This is a genomic window from Actinomadura napierensis (assembly GCF_039529375.1).
Taxonomy (GTDB): domain Bacteria; phylum Actinomycetota; class Actinomycetes; order Streptosporangiales; family Streptosporangiaceae; genus Spirillospora; species Spirillospora napierensis.
The window spans coordinates 1-17,216 of sequence record NZ_BAAAMR010000155.1 but is presented as its reverse complement, the minus strand read 5'-3'; the positions used below and the strand labels follow the sequence as shown (position 1 = coordinate 17,216).

Genomic DNA, 17,216 nt, shown 5'->3' with positions numbered 1-17,216 from the left:
CGCCGGCCCGGTCCCGGCCGCCGGCCCGCGCCGCGCGGCCGGCCGTCCGCACGAAAGGACTCGACATCATGAGCGTTGACGCGCTGAAGGGCGCCCTCCCGGGCTACGCCAAGGACACCAAGCTCAACCTCGGCTCGCTGACCTCCACCTCGCAGCTGTCCGACCAGCAGCTGTGGGGGACGGTGCTGGCCTGCGCGCTCGCCACCCGGAGCGCGACCGTCATCCGCGAGCTGGCCGAGGAGGCCGGCGACTACCTGTCCGCCGAGGCCTTCGAGGCGGCCAAGGGCGCCGCGTCGATCATGGCGATGAACAACGTGTACTACCGCGCCACGCACCTGATCGGCGACGAGACGTACGCGACCCTGCCCGCCAAGCTGCGCATGTCGATCATCGGCAAGCCGGGCGTGGACAAGGTCGACTTCGAGCTCTGGTGCCTCGCCGTGTCGGCGATCAACGGCTGCGGACGGTGCCTGGAGTCGCACGAGAAGGTCGTCCGCGAGGCCGGCCTGTCGCGCGAGCTCGTCCAGGAGGCCCTGCGCATCGCCGCCGTCGTGAACGCGACCGCCGCGACCCTCGACGCCGAGGCCGCCCTGACCCCCGCAACCGTCTGAGACCCGCGAGCGTCCGGTACCGGCGCGGGCGTTCCACGCGACATGTGAGGCCCGGGTGCGATTCCGCACCCGGGCCTCACACGTCTACGCCCCTGCCGTACTCACGCAACGGTCGGCGGCTTGGAGAGGCCCGGGTGCCGTTCGTCGCACCCGGGCCTCCGCACGTCCCCTGGCGGGGATCACTCCCACTCGATGGTGCCCGGCGGCTTGGACGTGATGTCGACGGCGACCCGGTTGACCTCGCGGACCTCGTTGGTGATCCGCGTCGAGATCTTCTGCAGTAGGTCGTACGGGAGCTTCGCCCAGTCGGCCGTCATGGCGTCCTCGCTGGTCACCGGGCGCAGCACGATCGGGTGGCCGTAGGTCCGGCTGTCGCCCTGCACGCCCACGGACCGGACGTCGGCCAGCAGCACGACCGGGAACTGCCAGATGTCGCGGTCGAGCCCGGCGCGGGTCAGCTCCTCGCGGGCGATCGCGTCCGCGTCGCGCAGGATGTCCAGGCGGTCGCGGGTGACCGCGCCGATGATCCGGATGCCGAGGCCCGGGCCGGGGAACGGCTGCCGCCAGACGATCTCCGACGGCAGGCCGAGCTGCTCCCCGAGCGCGCGGACCTCGTCCTTGAACAGGCTCCGCAGCGGCTCGACCAGCTTGAACTGCAGGTCCTCCGGCAGCCCGCCGACGTTGTGGTGCGACTTGATGTTGGCCGCACCGGTACCGCCGCCCGACTCCACGACGTCGGGATACAGGGTGCCCTGGACGAGGAACTCGACCGGCTCCGCCGCGTCCTCGCCGACGATCTCGCGGGCCGCCTCCTCGAACACCCGGATGAACTCGCGGCCGATGATCTTCCGCTTCTCCTCCGGGTCGCTCACCCCGTCCAGCGCGGCGAGGAAGCGGTCCTGCGCGTCCACGACGTGCAGGTTCACCCCGGTCGCCGCGACGAAGTCCTTCTCGACCTGCTCGGGCTCGCCCTTGCGCAGCAGCCCGTGGTCGACGAACACGCAGGTCAGCTGGTCGCCGATGGCGCGCTGGACGAGCGCGCCGGCGACCGCCGAGTCGACGCCGCCCGACAGCGCGCAGATCGCCCGCTTCCCGCCGACCTGCTTCCGGACGGCCTCGATCGACTCGTCCGCGATGTTCACCATCGTCCAGTTCGGCCGGCAGCCCGCGCCCTCGTAGAGGAACCGCCGCAGGATCTCCATGCCGTTCTCGGTGTGCAGCACCTCGGGGTGGAACTGCACGCCGAAGAAGCCGCGCTCCCGGTCCTCCATGCCGGCGACCGGCGTCACGTTCGTGCTCGCCGTCACCGTGAACCCGGTGGGCGCCTCGCGGACGAAGTCGCGGTGCGACATCCACACCGCCTGCTCGTTCGGCAGACCCGCGAACAGCATCCCGGGCGAGGTCACCGCGACGGTCGCGCCGCCGTACTCGGCGACGTCGGAGTTCTCCACCGTCCCGCCGAGCGCCTGCGCCATCACCTGGTGGCCGTAGCAGATCCCGAGCGTCGGCACGCCCAGCTCGAACAGGCCGTCCGGCGCCGCCGGAGCCCCCTGCTCGTACACCGACGCCGGCCCGCCCGACAGGATGATCGCCTTCGGCCGCTTGGCGAGCATCTCCGCCGCCGGCATGGTGGACGGCACGATCTCGCTGAACACATGGCACTCACGGACCCGCCGCGCGATCAGCTGCGCGTACTGCGCGCCGAAGTCGACGACGAGAACGGTGTCAAAGGACTGGTCTACGGCCACCAACACGCCTTTCGCACTGGCCTGGAAAGACCTCCAGTCTACGGGGCCCCATCCAGGGCCGATGCGCGCGCCCGGGTCACGCCGGTCACATTGGGCGACTGGCCGAAAACGGTCGGCATCCGTTTACCTTGATCACACGCGCAGCAGGACTTCTCTCTGATACGTCTTGATAACGCCCTGTGTCCAGTCGCTGTCCGTACGCATTCAGCGTGCTCCCCTAGGAGTGTCGTGAAGCTGCTCGCCGCCGCCGCCCTGATCGCCGCCCTCGTCCCCGCCGTGCCGACCGGTCCGGCCGGCTCGGGCGCCGCGGCCGGGCGAGCGCACCCCGACGCCGCCCCCGGCGACCGCACCGCCGCGGGCCCCGCCGCAGGTCCCGCCGCACGCTCCGCCGACGCGCGGGTCCGGCGGGTCGACCCCCAGGCCTGCGCCGCGCCGCTGGACCGGCTGCGCCGTCCCGACGCGCACGTACGGGAGCGCAATACCCTGACACCGGCGGAGTCCGCGAGCGTCGAGCAGCGTCTCGGCCAAACCCTGGACGGCCTCGGCCTCAGTTCGCTGAGCCACCCGGACGACCAGTCCACCCCGTCCGATCTGCGCGCCGCCGGCAGCATCAGCGTGCCGGTGTACTTCCACGTCCTGCACGACGGCTCCTCGGGCAACGTCCCCCCGTCGGTCGTGAAGCGGCAGATCAGCGTGCTGAACGCGTCCTACGGCGGGCGGTACGGCGGCGCGAACACGCGCGTGACGTTCCACCTGAAGAAGATCGACCGCACCGACAAGGCGTCCTGGTTCGACGAGCCGGAGCGCTACGAGGGCACCTACAAGCCGAAGCTCCGCAAGGGCGGCAAGGGCACCCTGAACCTCTACAGCGCCCGTATCGGCGGCGACCTGCTCGGCTGGTCCACCTTCCCGTGGAAGTACAAGTCCGAGCCCAAGATGGACGGCGTCACCATCCACTACGGCAGCATGCCGGGCGGCCCGATCGACCACTTCAACCGCGGCTTCAGCGCGACCCACGAGGTCGGCCACTGGCTCGGGCTGTACCACACGTTCCAGGACGGCTGCGGCGGCCAGGGCGACCGGGTGTCCGACACCCCGGCCGAACGCGACCCCACCAACGGCTGCCCGTCCGGGAAGGACACCTGCCCCGCACGCGGTGACGACCCCGTCCACAACTTCATGGACTACAGCTACGACACGTGCATGACGTCGTTCACCGCCGGACAGGGCGCGCGCATGCACAAAGTCTGGGCCGCCTACCGCCGCTGACGCCCGCACCGCACCCACGCCCCGGCGGGGCCTGCTGCGCGGCGCGTCGGCAGGCCTGCTGCGCGGCGGGTCGGCGGGCCTGCTGCGCGGCTCGTTAGCGTGCCTTGTAGGCGGTGAGGAGGCGGTCGGCATCGTCGGGCGGCAGGCGGCGCACGGCCTCGCGGATCGTGACGCCGGAGACGTCGGCGATGTGGTCCTGCACCCAGGCCGACACCCAGCCGGGGTCCTTCTTCGACAGCTCTCGTAACACCCACCCCAATGCCTTGCGGATGAAGAACTCGTTCTCCTCTAGGAGGGCGTCCCCGTATCTGGTGAGCCGGTCCAGATCCGGTGTCCCGGCCCGAACGCCCGGTAGCAGCGCCAGTAGCGACGTGCGCCGGATCCACAGGTAAGGGTCGCTCACCCACGCGTCCAGGGCCTCCCCCAGATCAGGGAAGCGGAGGACGAGCACGCCGACCACCTTCTCGGCGAGATGGTCCACCAGCGCCCAGGTCGCCGAGTCGCGGATGAGCCGCTCCGCCACGGCCAGGTCCCCCGGCTCCAGCAGCTCGACCCGCCTGGCCAGCACTTCCACGGCCGCCATGCGAGCCTCGTGGACGGGACGGCCCCCGTCCGTCACCGTCCACAGCGCGTCCACGAGCCCGAGCAACTCGTCGCGCGCCGGCCTGGCCCTGACCGCCCGCAGCGCCACCTTCCGCAGTGCCGGAACGGGCACCCCGATGTGCGCGAGATCGCTCTTCAGGTAGCGCTTCTCGCTGTCGGCGCGCACCGGGTCGGCTTGGGCGCGGAGCTCGTCCAGGATCCGCGCGGCCTCGCCCTCGACGTCCATGCCGGCGACGCTACGCGGTCCCTCCGACAATGCGGCGCTCACGCTACATCGCCGGTCCGACAATCCGGCGCTCGCGCCATGGCACCCGATTCCCCCTTTTCTCCGCCTATTTGTTCAGGTTTGCCAAAGACGCGGCCCTTGTCGGCAATCACCCTTGTTCCAGCGATGACTCCGCTCCCCCGCGCGCCGTCCCCCGGGCGCGCCGCCCCCAAGGAGTTCCATGAAACGCGCTGGAATCGCCACCGCCATCGGCATGCTCGCCGCGTTCACCGCCTACGCGCCGGCAGCCGCCCCCGCCCTCTCCGCTCCCGTTCCGGGCGCGAAGTGCAGCTCCGAGTCCGCCGCCGCGCAGGCCCGCGTCCGCGCGGGCTCCCACGTCACCGAGCGCCATCAACCCGGCGCCGCGAAGGTGTCGGCGATGGAGAAGGACTTCCGCAACCGTCTCGGGCAGCTCGCCACCTCCGGCCGCGTCAAGGCCGCCGCCGCGATGACCGTCCGGGTGCATTTCCAGGTCATCACCAGCGGCAGCACGGGCAGCCTGACCGACGCGACCCTCAGCAAGCAGCTGAAGGTCCTCAACGACGCATACGCGCCCAGCGGGGTCTCCTTCACCCTCGCCTCCGTCAAGCGGACGAACAACCCGGCATGGTTCTCCGACCCCGAGGGCAACGAGACCGCGATGAAGAGCGCGCTCCACACCGGCGGCGCCCAGGACCTCAACCTCTACACCGCCGACCTGGGCGACAGCCTCCTCGGCTGGGCCACGTTCCCGAGCGACTACCGTTCCCATCCCACGATGGACGGCGTCGTCATCCACTACCAGAGCGTCCCCGGCGGTCCGCTGACCAACTACAACGAGGGCGACACCGCCACCCACGAGGTCGGCCACTGGATGGGCCTCTACCACACGTTCCAGGGCGGCTGCAGCGGCCAAGGCGACCGCGTCTCCGACACCCCGGCCGAACAGAGCCCCGCCTCGGGCTGCCCCACCGGCCGCGACACCTGCTCCTCGTCCGGGCTGGACCCCATCCATAACTTCATGGACTACAGCTACGACTCCTGCATGTACGAGTTCACCCCGGGCCAGACCCAGCGCATGCGCGACCAGTGGGCCGCCTACCGCGCCTGACCTGGCCCGTCCCGGCGCCGGAGCCCCACCCCTCCGGCGCCGGGCACTCTCCTCCCGCACCGTCAGACGCCAGCGAAACGAGGGGCACGCCACCGAGTGGCTCCGTGCGTCCGGGCGGGTGTCCGGCTGAGCTTCTCCCGGCCCGGTCGGCCGGAGTTATCCACAGAATGACGTTCCACTTCCCGGGATTCGGCCGGGCGGTGAGCATGGGACGCGGTGGGCCTGCCAGAAAGGACCGGCCGCCGCCCGGCTCGGAGGCGGGGACGAACCGGGTCGCGGAACCGGTCAGGTGATCTCGACGATCGGAAGGTGGAGTGCCGCTGGAGCATCCGGGGGGACGACGGGATTCTTCGGAAGGACGGGGGTGATTCTTCGATAGGTGCCGCCCAGCTCGGGGCGAGAGTCGGCCTCGCCCCGGTTGGGCCAGAGGGACATCGCGCGTTCGGCCTGCGCGGTGATCGTGAGGGACGGGTTGACGCCGAGGTTGGCGGAGACCGCCGAGCCGTCCACGATGTGCAGGCCCGGATGCCCGTACGCCCGGTGGTAGGCGTCGATGACGCCGGATGCGGCGGAGTCGCCGATGGCGCAGCCACCGAGGAAGTGCGCGGTCATCGGGACGTCGAACAGGTCGCCCCAGGTGCCGCCGGCGATCCCGCCGATCTCCTCGCCGATCAGGCGGGTCGCCCGGTGGCCCTCGGGGATCCAGGTGGGGTTCGGCTCCCCGTGCCCCGCGGACGCGCGGACGTCCCAGCCGAACGGCCCCTTCTTCGGGCTCAGGGTGATCGAGTTGTCCCGGGTCTGCATGACCAGCGCGATCACCGTGCGCTCGGACCAGTGCCGCACGTCGAACAGCTGGAGGAGGTCACGGGGGCGGCGCACCACCTCGCGCGCGAACTTCAGGAGGCGGGGGGTGTGCCGCTCGCCGGGCCGGTCCCCGTCGATCAGGAGGGTCTGCAGTCCGGCGAGGAGGTTCGACCCGCGGCCGTAGCGGACGGGTTCGATGTGGGTCTCGGGAGTCGGATGGAAGGAGGAGGTGATCGCGACGCCCTTGGAGAAGTCCGGGCCCGGTGTGCCGTTGCGGCGGCCGCCGCCCAGGATGGCCTCGGAGTTCGTGCGGGTCAGCGCGCCCAGCCGATCGGACAGGCGCGGGAGCAGACCGGTGCTCTTCAGCTTGTGCAGCAGCTTCTGGGTGCCGTAGGTGCCCGCGGCGAACACCACCTGCTCGGCGGTGAGCGTCCTGCGGTTGCGCCCGAACGAGCCGGTCCGCACGATCTCGACGGCGTAGCCGCCGCCCGCCAGCGGCCGCACCGAGGTCACGCGGCTGAGCGGCATCACCCGGGCGCCGGCCTTCTCGGCGAGGTACAGGTAGTTCTCGGTGAGCATGTTCTTCGCGCCGTGGCGGCAGCCCACCATGCACTCGCCGCACTCCAGGCAGCCGCGGCGGCGCGGGCCCGCGCCGCCGAAGAACGGGTCGGCGCTCTCGACGCCCGCGCCCCCGCCGAAGTAGACGCCCACCGGGGTCTTGACGAAGGTGCCGGCCGCGCCCATCCGGTCGGCGACCTTCCTCATGACCTTGTCGGCCTCGGTCGTGGTCGGGTTCTCCACGACGCCGAGCATCCGTTTGGCCTGGTCGTAGAAGGGGGCGAGCTCGTCCTGCCAGTCGGTGATGTGCGCCCACTGCCCGTCCTGGAAGAACGGCGCGGGCGGCACGTACAGGGTGTTGGCGTAGTTGAGCGACCCTCCGCCGACGCCCGCGCCGGCCATCACCATGACCCGGCTGGACTTCGCCCCGCGGATGAGGTGCAGCCGCTGGATCCCGGTGAGGCCCAGCGCGGGCGCCCACAGGTAGCGGGAGACGCGCCAGTTCGTCCTCGGCAGCGCGGGGTAGCGGGAGCCGGGGGCGGCGGACGGGGCGGTGTCGAACCGGCGGCCCGCCTCGATCACGCCGACCTTGTACCCCTTCTCGGTCAGCCGCAGCGCCGAGACGCTGCCGCCGAACCCCGACCCGACGACGAGCACGTCATAGTCGTGCTTCACGGCCATCCTTACTTGATCCGCAGCTTCTTCATCAGCTTGATCCCGGTGGCCATGACGTCGGCGAACCTGTCGTAGCCGATGGAGCCGGGGGGCTCGAGGTCCATGATGTGCTGGCTCGCGATGGTCTGCACCTCGGTGAACTTCAGCATGCCCTCGGAGCCGTGCCGGCGGCCCACGCCGGACTGCTTCATCCCGCCCATCGGCGAGTCGTAGGACGCGTAGGCGGCGCCGTACCCGTCGTTGATGTTGACGGTGCCGGCCTGCAGCCGCGCGGCGACGCCGCGGGCCCGTGCGGGGTTCTTGGTCCACACCGAGGCGTTCAGGCCGTAGGGGGTGTCGTTGGCGCGCGCGATGACCTCGTCCTCGTCCCGGTACTTGTAGACCGCGACGACCGGGCCGAACGTCTCGTTGGCGCACAGGTCCATGTCGCCGGTGACGTCGGCGAGGAGGGTCGGCTCGTAGAACAGCGGGCCGATGTCCGGACGGGCCTTGCCGCCGGCGAGGACGGTCGCGCCCTCCTTGACGGCCTGGTCGACGTGCCGCGTCACCGCGTCCAGCTGGCGCTCGTAGGTCAGCGAGCCCATCTCGGCCTGGAAGTCCAGTCCGGTGCCGAGTTTCATCCCCTTGACCAGCTCGACCAGGCGCGGAACGAACCGGTCGTAGATGTCCTCGTGGACGTACATCCGCTCGATCGAGATGCACAGCTGCCCGGCGTTGGTGAAGCACGCCCGGACGGCGCCGCGCGCGGTCCGCTCGACGTCGGCGTCCGCCATCACGATCATCGGGTTCTTGCCGCCGAGCTCCAGCGAGTACGAGACCAGCCGGGGCGCGACCCGCTCGGCGATCGCCTTGCCGCCGCGGGTGGAACCGGTGAACGAGACGTAGTCGGCGTTGTCGATCAGCGGGTCGCCGATCTTTCCGGGGTCGCCGACGACGATCTGCCACAGGTCGCGCGGCAGCCCCAGGGAGACCAGCAGGTCCAGCACCCACAGGCTGGACAGGCACGTCTGGGTGTCCGGCTTGTGGATCACCGCGTTGCCCGCCATCAGCGCCGGCGCGATGTCGCTGGCGCCGAGCGCGAACGGGTAGTTCCACGGCGCGATCAGCGCGACGACGCCCTTGGGGTGCCGCAGCTCCCGCACGCGGGTGAGGCCCGGCATCATGCCCTGCCTGCGGTGCGGCTTCAGCAGCTTCCCGGCCCGCCGCGCGTAGTAGAGCGAGCACAGCGCCACGTCGAGGAACTCCTCCATCGCGTGGCGGCGGGCCTTGCCGGTCTCCAGCTGGATGACGTCGAGGATCTCCTCGCGCCGGTCGACCAGCGCGTCCGAGAGCCTCAGGAACGGCTTGACGCGCTCGCTCACCGGGAGCGCGGCCCACGCGCGCTGCGCCTCGCGGGCCCGCTCGTAGGCGGCCAGGACGTCGTCCGCGCCGGACAGCGGCACCGTCGCGAGCGGCTCGCCCGTGAACGGGGTGGGGATCGTGACCGTCTCGGCGCCGCCCGATGCGACATGGGAGGCCAGCCGATCGATCAGGGACTGCGGGAGCTCGTGCGTTGCCTCGCCTTTGGCAGGGACCGTCGGGGATGCCATGCAGGCAGCGTATGACCCCCTGGCCATTTTTGGCTACCCGCAGGTAACAGGGCACTTGCCGTGAAATGCCCCACCTTCGTGGGGTTTCCTCGTCCGGCACTGACAACCGTCCACCGAACGGACCGTTCCAACCCGGGGAGAGTTGCGCAACTCCGGGACTGACCGCGCCGGACCGGTGTATTCCGAGAACAGGAGGAGAATCCGGCGCCCATCCCGCCGCTCCCGGACGTCCGCTGCCGCGCATCCGGGAGTGCCGTGGACGCGCGCCATGGCAGCGGAGGGAACAGCACATGAACGACGCCCACGGCGACCTACGGCCCGAGGGTGACCCGACGGACGCGAGCGACACCCGCTCCCCGCGCCCGCCCAGCGGCGGCAGCCCCACCCCGTCCGCACCCCCCACCGAGACCACCGCGTCCACCGGCACGGCCACGCTGCCGGGCGGCCCCGCCGGTGGCTCCGACCGCCCCGCCCCGGCCGGAGGCACGACGACCACCCCCAGCGCGAGCACGGCCGTCCCGTCCGGATCTCGCGCCGTCCACGCCGAGACCGCGGGCCGGCGGACCCCGCTCGCCGAAACCTCGCCCGGTCGCGACACCGGCGGAGCGATCGCCACCACGACCCGTCCAGGCGACGTGAGCCCCCTCGCGGAGGAATCGGGCGAGCCGTCCCCGCGCGCCACCGTCCCTCCCGCCCGAGTGGGCGAACCCGAGGACGGGAGCCTGCCTACCGGGATGCCCGGTGGAACACCGCCCCCCGGCTTCGGCGGCGGCCCCTTGACCCGGGAGCCGCGGACGTTCCAGCCAGGCACCGGCCAGGGCGGCCGGCAGCCCGCCCGCGGAACGGCACCAGGAGGGCAGGTCAGCGCACGGCAGGAGCGCCGGGAGCAGACACGCACGGCCCTGCTGTCGGCGGCCGAACGCCTGTGGGCGGAGCGCGGCATCCACGGTGCCTCGCTCGACGACATCGCCGCGGCGGCCGGGCTGACCAAGGGGGCGGTGTACTCCAACTTCGCCGGGAAGACGGATCTGCTGCTGGCCCTGCTCGAACGGTTCACCAGCGACCGGCTCGGCACGGACGTCTGCGACGAACTGCGGTCCGCCGACCAGTCGCGCGACGAGGACGAGCGCACCGGACGCGGCGCCGCACGCGACGGCTCCGACGACCGCGCGCGCAGGCTCGCACTCCTGCTGGTCGAGTTCTGGCTGTACGGCATGCGCGACTACGCGGCGGGCTGGCGGATCGCCGACTGGTACGCCGAGCGCCGCGCCCACATGGCCAGCGAACTGCGGGACGTAGACGGCATCGCCCCGTCCGAGCGCGCGGCCCTCGCCATGGCGCTGGACTTCGGGCTCGCGTTCCAGCACCTGCTCGACCCCGACCGCGTGCCCGCGGACCTGTACTCGACCGGCATCGACCTGATGCTCGGCCGCGCCGCCTCCTGACCACCCCCCAGCCGCACCCCACCAACCCATGTGCGCACTCAGCGGGATGGGGCCATCTAGGCGGGGTCGCTTGCTCGGCGGGCGGGTCTCCGGGCTGGCGTGGGCGGTCTTCGGGTGTTGCCGGGCTCGTCTTGTGTTCGGGTCGGCCCATCTGGACGGCGGAGATGGGGTGGCGGGGAGCGCGGCGGGGAGGGGGCCGTCTGCGGGCAGTCTGCACTCGGCTGCGAAGCCAGGTTTTGCTGAGCCTGGCTTCGCAGCGGGATGCGCGGTGGACCGGTGAGCGGCCGGCGGCGGACAGGAGCCGTGCGGTGCGTGCGGCGACGCGGCCCCGGTGCAGATCCTCGGCGCAGGCGCGGGATGGCGGGCGCCAGCAGCCGGGACGCTGCGTGGAGCGGAGGGCGCCGGACTGGGGCCCTGCGTGGGACGCAGGGCACGTCAGTAGCGGGGCCCCTGCGTGAGTGCGGAGGGCACCAGTAAGCGGAGGGCCTGCGTGGAGCGGACGTCACCGGGCTGGGGCCCTGCGTGGGGCGGAGGACACCAGTAGCCGGGGCCCTGCTAGCCAGGGCCCTGCGCTGGGCGGAGGGCGCCACTGGGCCAGGGCCCTGCGTGAGACGGAGGACACCGGTGGCCGGGGTCCTGCGTGGGGCGGAGGGCGCCGGTAGCCGGGCTCTGCGTTTGTCGGGTTACGGGGTTGCGGTGGGGACGATGTCGGGGGCGCCTCGGCGGCTGGCGTCGGCTTCCTGGTCGTCGTCCTTGGCCTGGGAGGCGCGTTCGGCCTCGACGCGCTTGCGGTAGTACTCGATCTCGCGGTCGCGCTGCTTCTTGGACCAGCCGAGGACGGGGGCGAGGAGGTCGGCGGCCTCCTGGGCGACGTTGACGCCGCGGTCCCAGGTCTCGATGGAGATGCGGGTACGGCGGGCGAGGACGTCGTTGAGGTGGCGGGCGCCCTCGTGCGAGGCGGCGTAGACGACCTCGGCGCGCAGGTAGTCGTCGGCGCCGCTCAGCGGCTTGCCGAGGTCGGGCTTGTCGGAGATGAGCTCGAGCAGGTCGTCGGTGAGGGTGCCGTAGCGGCGCAGCAGGTGCTCGACGCGGGCGACGTGCACGCGGTAGCGGGCGGCGAGGCGGTGGCGGGCGTTCCACATGGCCTGGAAGCCGTCGCCGCCGACCAGCGGGACCCGGTCGGTGCAGGATTCGGGGATCTTGCCGTCGAGGCCGTGGGCGACGGCGTCGATGGCGTCCTTGGCCATGACGCGGTAGGTGGTGTACTTGCCGCCCGCGACCAGGACGAGGCCGGGGACGGGGTGCGCGACGACGTGCTCGCGGGACAGCTTGGACGTCTCGTCGGTCTCACCGGTGAGCAGGGGCCGCAGCCCCGCGTACACGCCTTCGACGTCGTCATGGGTGAGGGGCGTCGTCAGGACCGTGTTGACGTGGTCGAGGACGTACTCGATGTCGGCCCTGGACGCGGCGGGGTGGGCCCGGTCGAGGTCCCAGGCGGTGTCGGTGGTGCCGATGATCCAGTGCCGTCCCCACGGGATGACGAACAGCACGGACTTCTCGGTGCGCAGGATGATCCCGGTCGAGGAATGGATGCGGTCCTTGGGGACGACGAGGTGGATGCCCTTGGACGCCTTGACGTGGATCTGCCCGCGTCCGCCGACGAGTTCCTGGATGTCGTCGGTCCAGACGCCGGTGGCGTTGACGACCTGCTTGGCGCGGACCTCGCTGGTCGTGTTGCCTTCGAGGTCGCGGATGCGCAGGCCGGTGACGCGCTCGCCCTCGCGCAGGAAGCCGATGGCCTGGGTGCGAGACGCGATCTGGGCGCCGTACTCGGCGGCGGTGCGCAGCAGCGTCATGACGAAGCGGGCGTCGTCGACCTGCGCGTCCCAGTACTGGATGGCGCCGGTGAAGGCGTCCTTGCGCAGGGACGGCGCGAGCCGCAGCGCGCCGCGGCGGGTCAGGTGCCGGTGGTGCGGGACACCGCGACTGTTGCCCATCTGCAGCGACAGCAGGTCGTAGAGCGCGACGCCTGCACCGAAGTAGGCGCGTTCCCACACGTGGTGGGTGGTCGGCAGCAGGAACGGGACGGGACGCACCAGGTGCGGCGCGATCTGCTGGAGCAGCAGGCTGCGCTCGGTGAGCGCCTCGCGGACCAGGTCGAAGTTGTACTGCTCCAGGTAGCGCAGCCCGCCGTGGATCAGCTTGGACGACCGCGAGGACGTCCCGGACGCGTAGTCGCGGGCCTCGACCACAGCGACCGTGAGGCCGCGGGTGGCCGCGTCGAGCGCGGCGCCGGCCCCGACGATCCCGCCGCCGACGACCACGACGTCGAACTCCTCGCGCGCCATCCGGTCGAGCGAGGCGGCACGTTCGGCAGGGCCGAGCCGTGAGCTGCCGAGCCCGGTCACAGGTGATCCCGTCATCGCGATTCCCCCCAGATCGGTTCGTTCTACGAGCAGTACCTACCCAACAGTAGGGACAGGTCCACCCGCACGACGCCCGATTCGGCGTGGGGTCGCTCTCAGTCGGTGGACCGGCGCGGCGCCACCACCACCTGTACCCGCTGGAACTCCTTCAACTCCGTGTAGCCGGACGTCGCCATCGCGCGGCGCAGCGCGCCGATCAGGTTCATCGAGCCGTCCGCGACGTGCGAGGGGCCGTGCAGGATCTGCTCCAGAGAGCCGATGGTGCCGAGGTTCAGGCGGGTGCCGCGGGGGACGTCGCCGTGGTGGGCCTCGCTGCCCCAGTGGTAGCCGCGGCCGGGCGCCTCGCTGGACCGGGCGAACGGCGAGCCGACCATGACGGCGTCGGAGCCGCAGGCGAACGCCTTGGCGATGTCGCCGCTGTTGGTCATGCCGCCGTCGGCGATGACGTGCACGTACCGTCCGCCGGACTCGTCCATGTAGTCGCGGCGGGCGGCGGCGACGTCGGCGACGGCGGTGGCCATCGGGACGGCGACGCCGAGGACGGTCCGGGTAGTGTGCCCGGAGCCGCCGCCGAACCCGACGAGCACGCCGGCGGCGCCGGTGCGCATCAGGTGCAGCGCGGCGGTGTAGGTGGAGCAGCCGCCGACGATGACGGGGACGTCGAGGTCGTAGATGAACTGCTTGAGGTTCAGCGGCTCGGCGCGTCCGGACACGTGCTCGGCGGACACGGTGGTGCCGCGGATGACGAACAGGTCGACGCCCGCGTCGATGACGGCCTTGTGGAACTGGGCGGTGCGCTGCGGGGACAGCCGCGCCGCGACGGTGACGCCGGCGTCGCGGATCTCCTGGATCCGGCGACCGATCAGCTCCTCCTTGATCGGCGCGGTGTAGATCTCCTGGAGCCGGCGGGTGGCGGCGGCGTCGTCCAGCCCGGTGATCTCGGCGAGCAGCGGCTCGGGGTCCTCGTAGCGGGTCCACAGGCCTTCGAGGTCGAGCACGGCGAGGCCGTCCATCCGGCCCATCGCGATCGCGACGGCGGGGCTGACCACGCTGTCCATCGGCGCGACGACCAGCGGCATCTCGAACCGGTAGGCGTCGATCTGCCAGGCGACGCTGACCTCCTCCGGGTCGCGCGTGCGGCGCGACGGGACGATGCCGATGTCGTCGAAGGCGTACGCCCGCCGGCCGCTCTTGCCCCGGCCGATCTCCACCTCAGCAGCCACTGCGCCCTTCCTCCACCTCGCGGACAAGCCAGTGTTCCCGCCGGCGGCGGGAACGAGCCCCGCAAGAGCTTACGGCAGGTCGCGGCGCACCCCGCGACCAGGACGGATCCGGCCCCGGCCGCAGTGGCCCGGCAGGCTCGGCCGCAGTGGGCCGGCAGGCTCGGCCGCAGTGGCCTGGCGGGCCCGGACGCGGTGGGCCGGCAGGCTCGGTCGCAATGCCCGGCGGGCCCAGCTGCGGCGGCGGGCGGGCCCGGCCGCGAGGGTGAGCGGGCCGGGGGTCAGCGGCCCTGGTAGTTGGGGGCCTCGACGGTCATCTGGATGTCGTGCGGGTGGCTCTCGCGCAGGCCGGCCGGGCTGATGCGCATGAGCTGGCCGCGCTCCTGCAGCTCGGGGATCGTGCGGGTCCCCGCATACCACATCGACTGGTGGAGGCCGCCGACGAGCTGGTGGGCGACGTTGGCGAGCGGGCCGCGGTAGGGCACCTGGCCCTCGACGCCCTCGGGGATCAGCTTCTCCTCGGCGCTGACGTCGGCCTGCGCGTAGCGGTCCTTGGAGTAGGACGCGCCGCGCTCGCGGTTGCGCATCGCGCCGAGCGAGCCCATCCCCCGGTACGACTTGTACTGCTTGCCGTGCACGAAGATCAGCTCGCCGGGGGACTCCTCGACGCCGGCGAGCAGGCTGCCGAGCATCACCGTGTCGGCGCCCGCGACCAGGGCCTTGGCGATGTCGCCGGAGTACTGCAGGCCGCCGTCGCCGATCACCGGCACGCCGGCCTCCTTGGCGGCGCGGGCCGCCTCGAAGATCGCGGTGAGCTGCGGGACGCCGACGCCGGCGACGATCCGGGTGGTGCAGATCGAGCCGGGCCCGACGCCGACCTTGACCGCGTCCGCGCCCGCGTCGATCAGCAGCTTCGCGCCCGCGTACGTGGCGACGTTCCCGCCGACGACCTGGACGGACGCGTTCGTCTTGATCGTGGCGATGGTGTCGGCGACGCCCTTGGAGTGGCCGTGCGCGGTGTCCACGACGACCACGTCGGTGCCGGCCTCGATGAGCGCCTGCGCGCGCTTGATCGCGTCCTCGCCGACGCCGACCGCGGCGGCGACGAGCAGCCGGCCGTCGGCGTCCTTGGTGGAGTCGGGGTACTGCTCGCTCTTGGTGAAGTCCTTGGTGGTGATCAGGCCCTTGAGCCGGCCGTCGGCGTCCACGAGCGGGAGCTTCTCCACCTTGTTGCCCGCCAGCAGCCGGAACGCCTCGTCGCGCGACACGTCCACCGGCGCGGTGACCAGCGGCATCGGGGTCATGACCTCGCGCACCGAACGGGACAGGTCGGATTCGAAGCGCATGTCGCGGTTCGTCACGATGCCGACCAGGACGCCGCGTACGTCCGTCACCGGGACACCGGAGATCCGGTACCGGGCGCACAGCGCCTCGACGTCGGCGAGGGTCGCGTCCGGCAGACAGGTCACCGGATTGGTGATCATCCCGGCCTCGGACCGCTTCACCCGGTCGGCCTTGCCCGCCTGCTCCTCGATCGACATGTTGCGGTGCAGCACGCCGATGCCGCCCTGCCGCGCCATCGCCACCGCCGTGCGGGCCTCGGTCACCGTGTCCATCGCCGCCGACACCAGCGGGATCCGCAGCGAGATCTCCCGGGTCAGCCGCGTCGTGGTGTCGGCCTCCCCCGGCTGCAGGTCGGAGTAGCCCGGCAGCAGCAGCACGTCGTCGAAGGTCAGGCCCTGCGGGAGGAACTTGGCGGGCTCGGCGGCGGGGTTCATGGTGGCCTTCCCTTGTGGTGGCATCGAGCGGTGGCGGTATCCGGCCAGGTCACGGCGACCCTGTCCCCATGGTAGGCCGTCGTCCCGCGCCGGGACGGGCTGTTGCGGACACCGGGCACGTGGCCTTGATGACACCCCGTAACGCGCGCCGCGCCCACCCGCATTCCCCCACCGGACGGGACCTCCCGCCCCGGATACGCCGTGGCATCGGACACGCAGGGTAGTTGTTCACGCACGGAGGAGACCGGGGGGTGCACCTGGCGGGGCGGTGCGCAGTAGCGTGGACTCGTGCACGACGATGCCCCGCTCGACCCGTTCGCCGGAGACCCGGAGGATCCGGCGGCGTCGCTCGGCGACCCCCGCGAGGAGGCCGCCCCGCTGAGCGTGGCCGAGCGCGAGGACGTGCTCGCCGACCTCGCCGACCTGGAGGTCTTCCGGGCGCTGCTGGAGCCGCTCGGGGTCCGCGGCCTCACCGTCGACTGCGCCGACTGCGGCAAGCTGCACTACATCGACTGGGACCTGCTGCACGGCAACCTGCGCCACCTGCTCGACCAGGGCCTGCCCCGGGTGCACGAACCCGCCCTGTCCCCCGACCCCGTCGACTACGTGAGCTGGGAGTACGCCCGCGGCTACGTCGACGGCGTGATCGACAGCGAAGAGGGCCGCGACGAGAACTGACCGGCGGCTGGAGCGCAGCGGAAGCCGCCGGTCAGTTGCTGTTGCGGGGGCGGCCCGCGGGCAGTGGCTTAGTTCTGGTCTGGGGTTTCGTAGTGGTGCATGCGCTTTTCGGCGCGTTTGCGGATGTCCTCGATGGTGCGGCGCGTGTCGTCGTCGGGCGGGGCGGACGGGCGGACCATCGGGGTGACGCGCGGCGCCCGCGTGCGGTGGGGCGCGGTGCGGTGCGGGCGGCCGGGGGCGCGGAGAAGGTGTTCCAGGTTCCGCTTGATGCGGTCGTAGTCCTGGTGGCCCGCGTCCTCGGCGGCCGGAGTTCCGGCGGCAGGAACGGCCGGTGTGGGCGTGGGCGCCGTCGCGCCCGGCGCCTGCGGCGTGCGGGGCGGGGCGTGGGTGCCCGCGGCGGTGTCCTTGGCGCCGGGTTCGGCGCGGCCGGTCACGCCGGCGCCGGCGGGCGGGGGCC

12 protein-coding genes and 1 pseudogene are annotated in these 17,216 nt (G+C 72.1%); 5 read left to right on the top strand and 8 right to left on the bottom strand.

The window, feature by feature from the left end; translation table 11 throughout:
- On the top strand, window positions 1-611 hold a 611-nt coding region (locus ABD296_RS45125), incomplete at its 5' end, for a carboxymuconolactone decarboxylase family protein (protein WP_344283142.1).
- A 179-nt stretch (window positions 612-790) separates the two neighbouring features.
- On the opposite strand, the gene guaA is transcribed toward ABD296_RS45125, so the two are convergent.
- Window positions 791-2,365, bottom strand: a complete 1,575-nt coding sequence (gene guaA / locus ABD296_RS45120) for a glutamine-hydrolyzing GMP synthase (protein WP_344283139.1) — start codon at window positions 2,363-2,365, stop codon at window positions 791-793.
- A 222-nt stretch (window positions 2,366-2,587) separates the two neighbouring features.
- Here guaA and ABD296_RS45115 point away from each other — a divergent pair, with 222 nt between their 5' ends.
- Window positions 2,588-3,628: a zinc metalloprotease gene (locus ABD296_RS45115; RefSeq protein ID WP_344283136.1), complete on the top strand. Its 1,041-nt coding sequence runs from the start codon at window positions 2,588-2,590 to the stop codon at window positions 3,626-3,628.
- Window positions 3,629-3,722: 94 nt separating this feature from the next.
- On the opposite strand, the gene ABD296_RS45110 is transcribed toward ABD296_RS45115, so the two are convergent.
- On the bottom strand, window positions 3,723-4,457 hold the full coding sequence (locus ABD296_RS45110; RefSeq protein WP_344283133.1) for a DNA alkylation repair protein: 735 nt from the start codon (window positions 4,455-4,457) through the stop codon (window positions 3,723-3,725).
- Window positions 4,458-4,677: 220 nt separating this feature from the next.
- Between ABD296_RS45110 and ABD296_RS45105 the strand changes: the two genes are divergently transcribed.
- Window positions 4,678-5,586, top strand: coding sequence for a zinc metalloprotease (locus tag ABD296_RS45105; RefSeq protein WP_344283130.1), 909 nt, complete (start codon window positions 4,678-4,680; stop codon window positions 5,584-5,586).
- Between the two features lie 285 nt (window positions 5,587-5,871).
- Here the strand turns inward: ABD296_RS45105 and ABD296_RS45100 are convergent, their stop codons facing one another.
- Entirely contained in the window at window positions 5,872-7,629 is a 1,758-nt protein-coding gene (locus ABD296_RS45100; RefSeq protein WP_344283127.1) for a GMC family oxidoreductase, read from the bottom strand.
- A gap of 2 nt (window positions 7,630-7,631) precedes the next feature.
- Window positions 7,632-9,212 carry a succinic semialdehyde dehydrogenase gene (locus ABD296_RS45095; RefSeq protein WP_344283124.1) on the bottom strand — a complete coding sequence of 527 codons (1,581 nt, stop codon included), beginning with the start codon at window positions 9,210-9,212 and terminating at the stop codon, window positions 7,632-7,634.
- Between the two features lie 290 nt (window positions 9,213-9,502).
- Between ABD296_RS45095 and ABD296_RS45090 the strand changes: the two genes are divergently transcribed.
- The gene (locus ABD296_RS45090) at window positions 9,503-10,657 is read left to right on the top strand and encodes a TetR/AcrR family transcriptional regulator (protein WP_344283121.1); all 1,155 of its coding nucleotides are present in this window, start codon (window positions 9,503-9,505) and stop codon (window positions 10,655-10,657) included.
- Window positions 10,658-11,340: 683 nt separating this feature from the next.
- Here ABD296_RS45090 and glpD read toward each other — a convergent pair.
- The 3 genes from glpD to guaB form a co-directional block, all read right to left on the bottom strand.
- The gene (glpD, locus tag ABD296_RS45085) at window positions 11,341-13,080 is read right to left on the bottom strand and encodes a glycerol-3-phosphate dehydrogenase (protein WP_344283118.1); all 1,740 of its coding nucleotides are present in this window, start codon (window positions 13,078-13,080) and stop codon (window positions 11,341-11,343) included.
- Between the two features lie 98 nt (window positions 13,081-13,178).
- A complete protein-coding gene (locus ABD296_RS45080) occupies window positions 13,179-14,294 on the bottom strand; it encodes a GuaB3 family IMP dehydrogenase-related protein (protein ID WP_344283146.1) in 1,116 nt (371 codons plus the stop codon).
- Window positions 14,295-14,584: 290 nt separating this feature from the next.
- The gene (gene guaB, locus ABD296_RS45075) at window positions 14,585-16,081 is read right to left on the bottom strand and encodes an IMP dehydrogenase (protein WP_344283115.1); all 1,497 of its coding nucleotides are present in this window, start codon (window positions 16,079-16,081) and stop codon (window positions 14,585-14,587) included.
- Window positions 16,082-16,369: 288 nt separating this feature from the next.
- On the opposite strand from guaB, the gene ABD296_RS45070 reads away from it, so the two are divergent.
- Window positions 16,370-16,759, top strand: coding sequence for a DUF5319 domain-containing protein (locus ABD296_RS45070; RefSeq protein ID WP_344283112.1), 390 nt, complete (start codon window positions 16,370-16,372; stop codon window positions 16,757-16,759).
- 68 nt (window positions 16,760-16,827) lie between these two features.
- Here ABD296_RS45070 and ABD296_RS45065 read toward each other — a convergent pair.
- A pseudogene (locus ABD296_RS45065) lies at window positions 16,828-17,216 on the bottom strand (hypothetical protein); the annotation flags it as partial.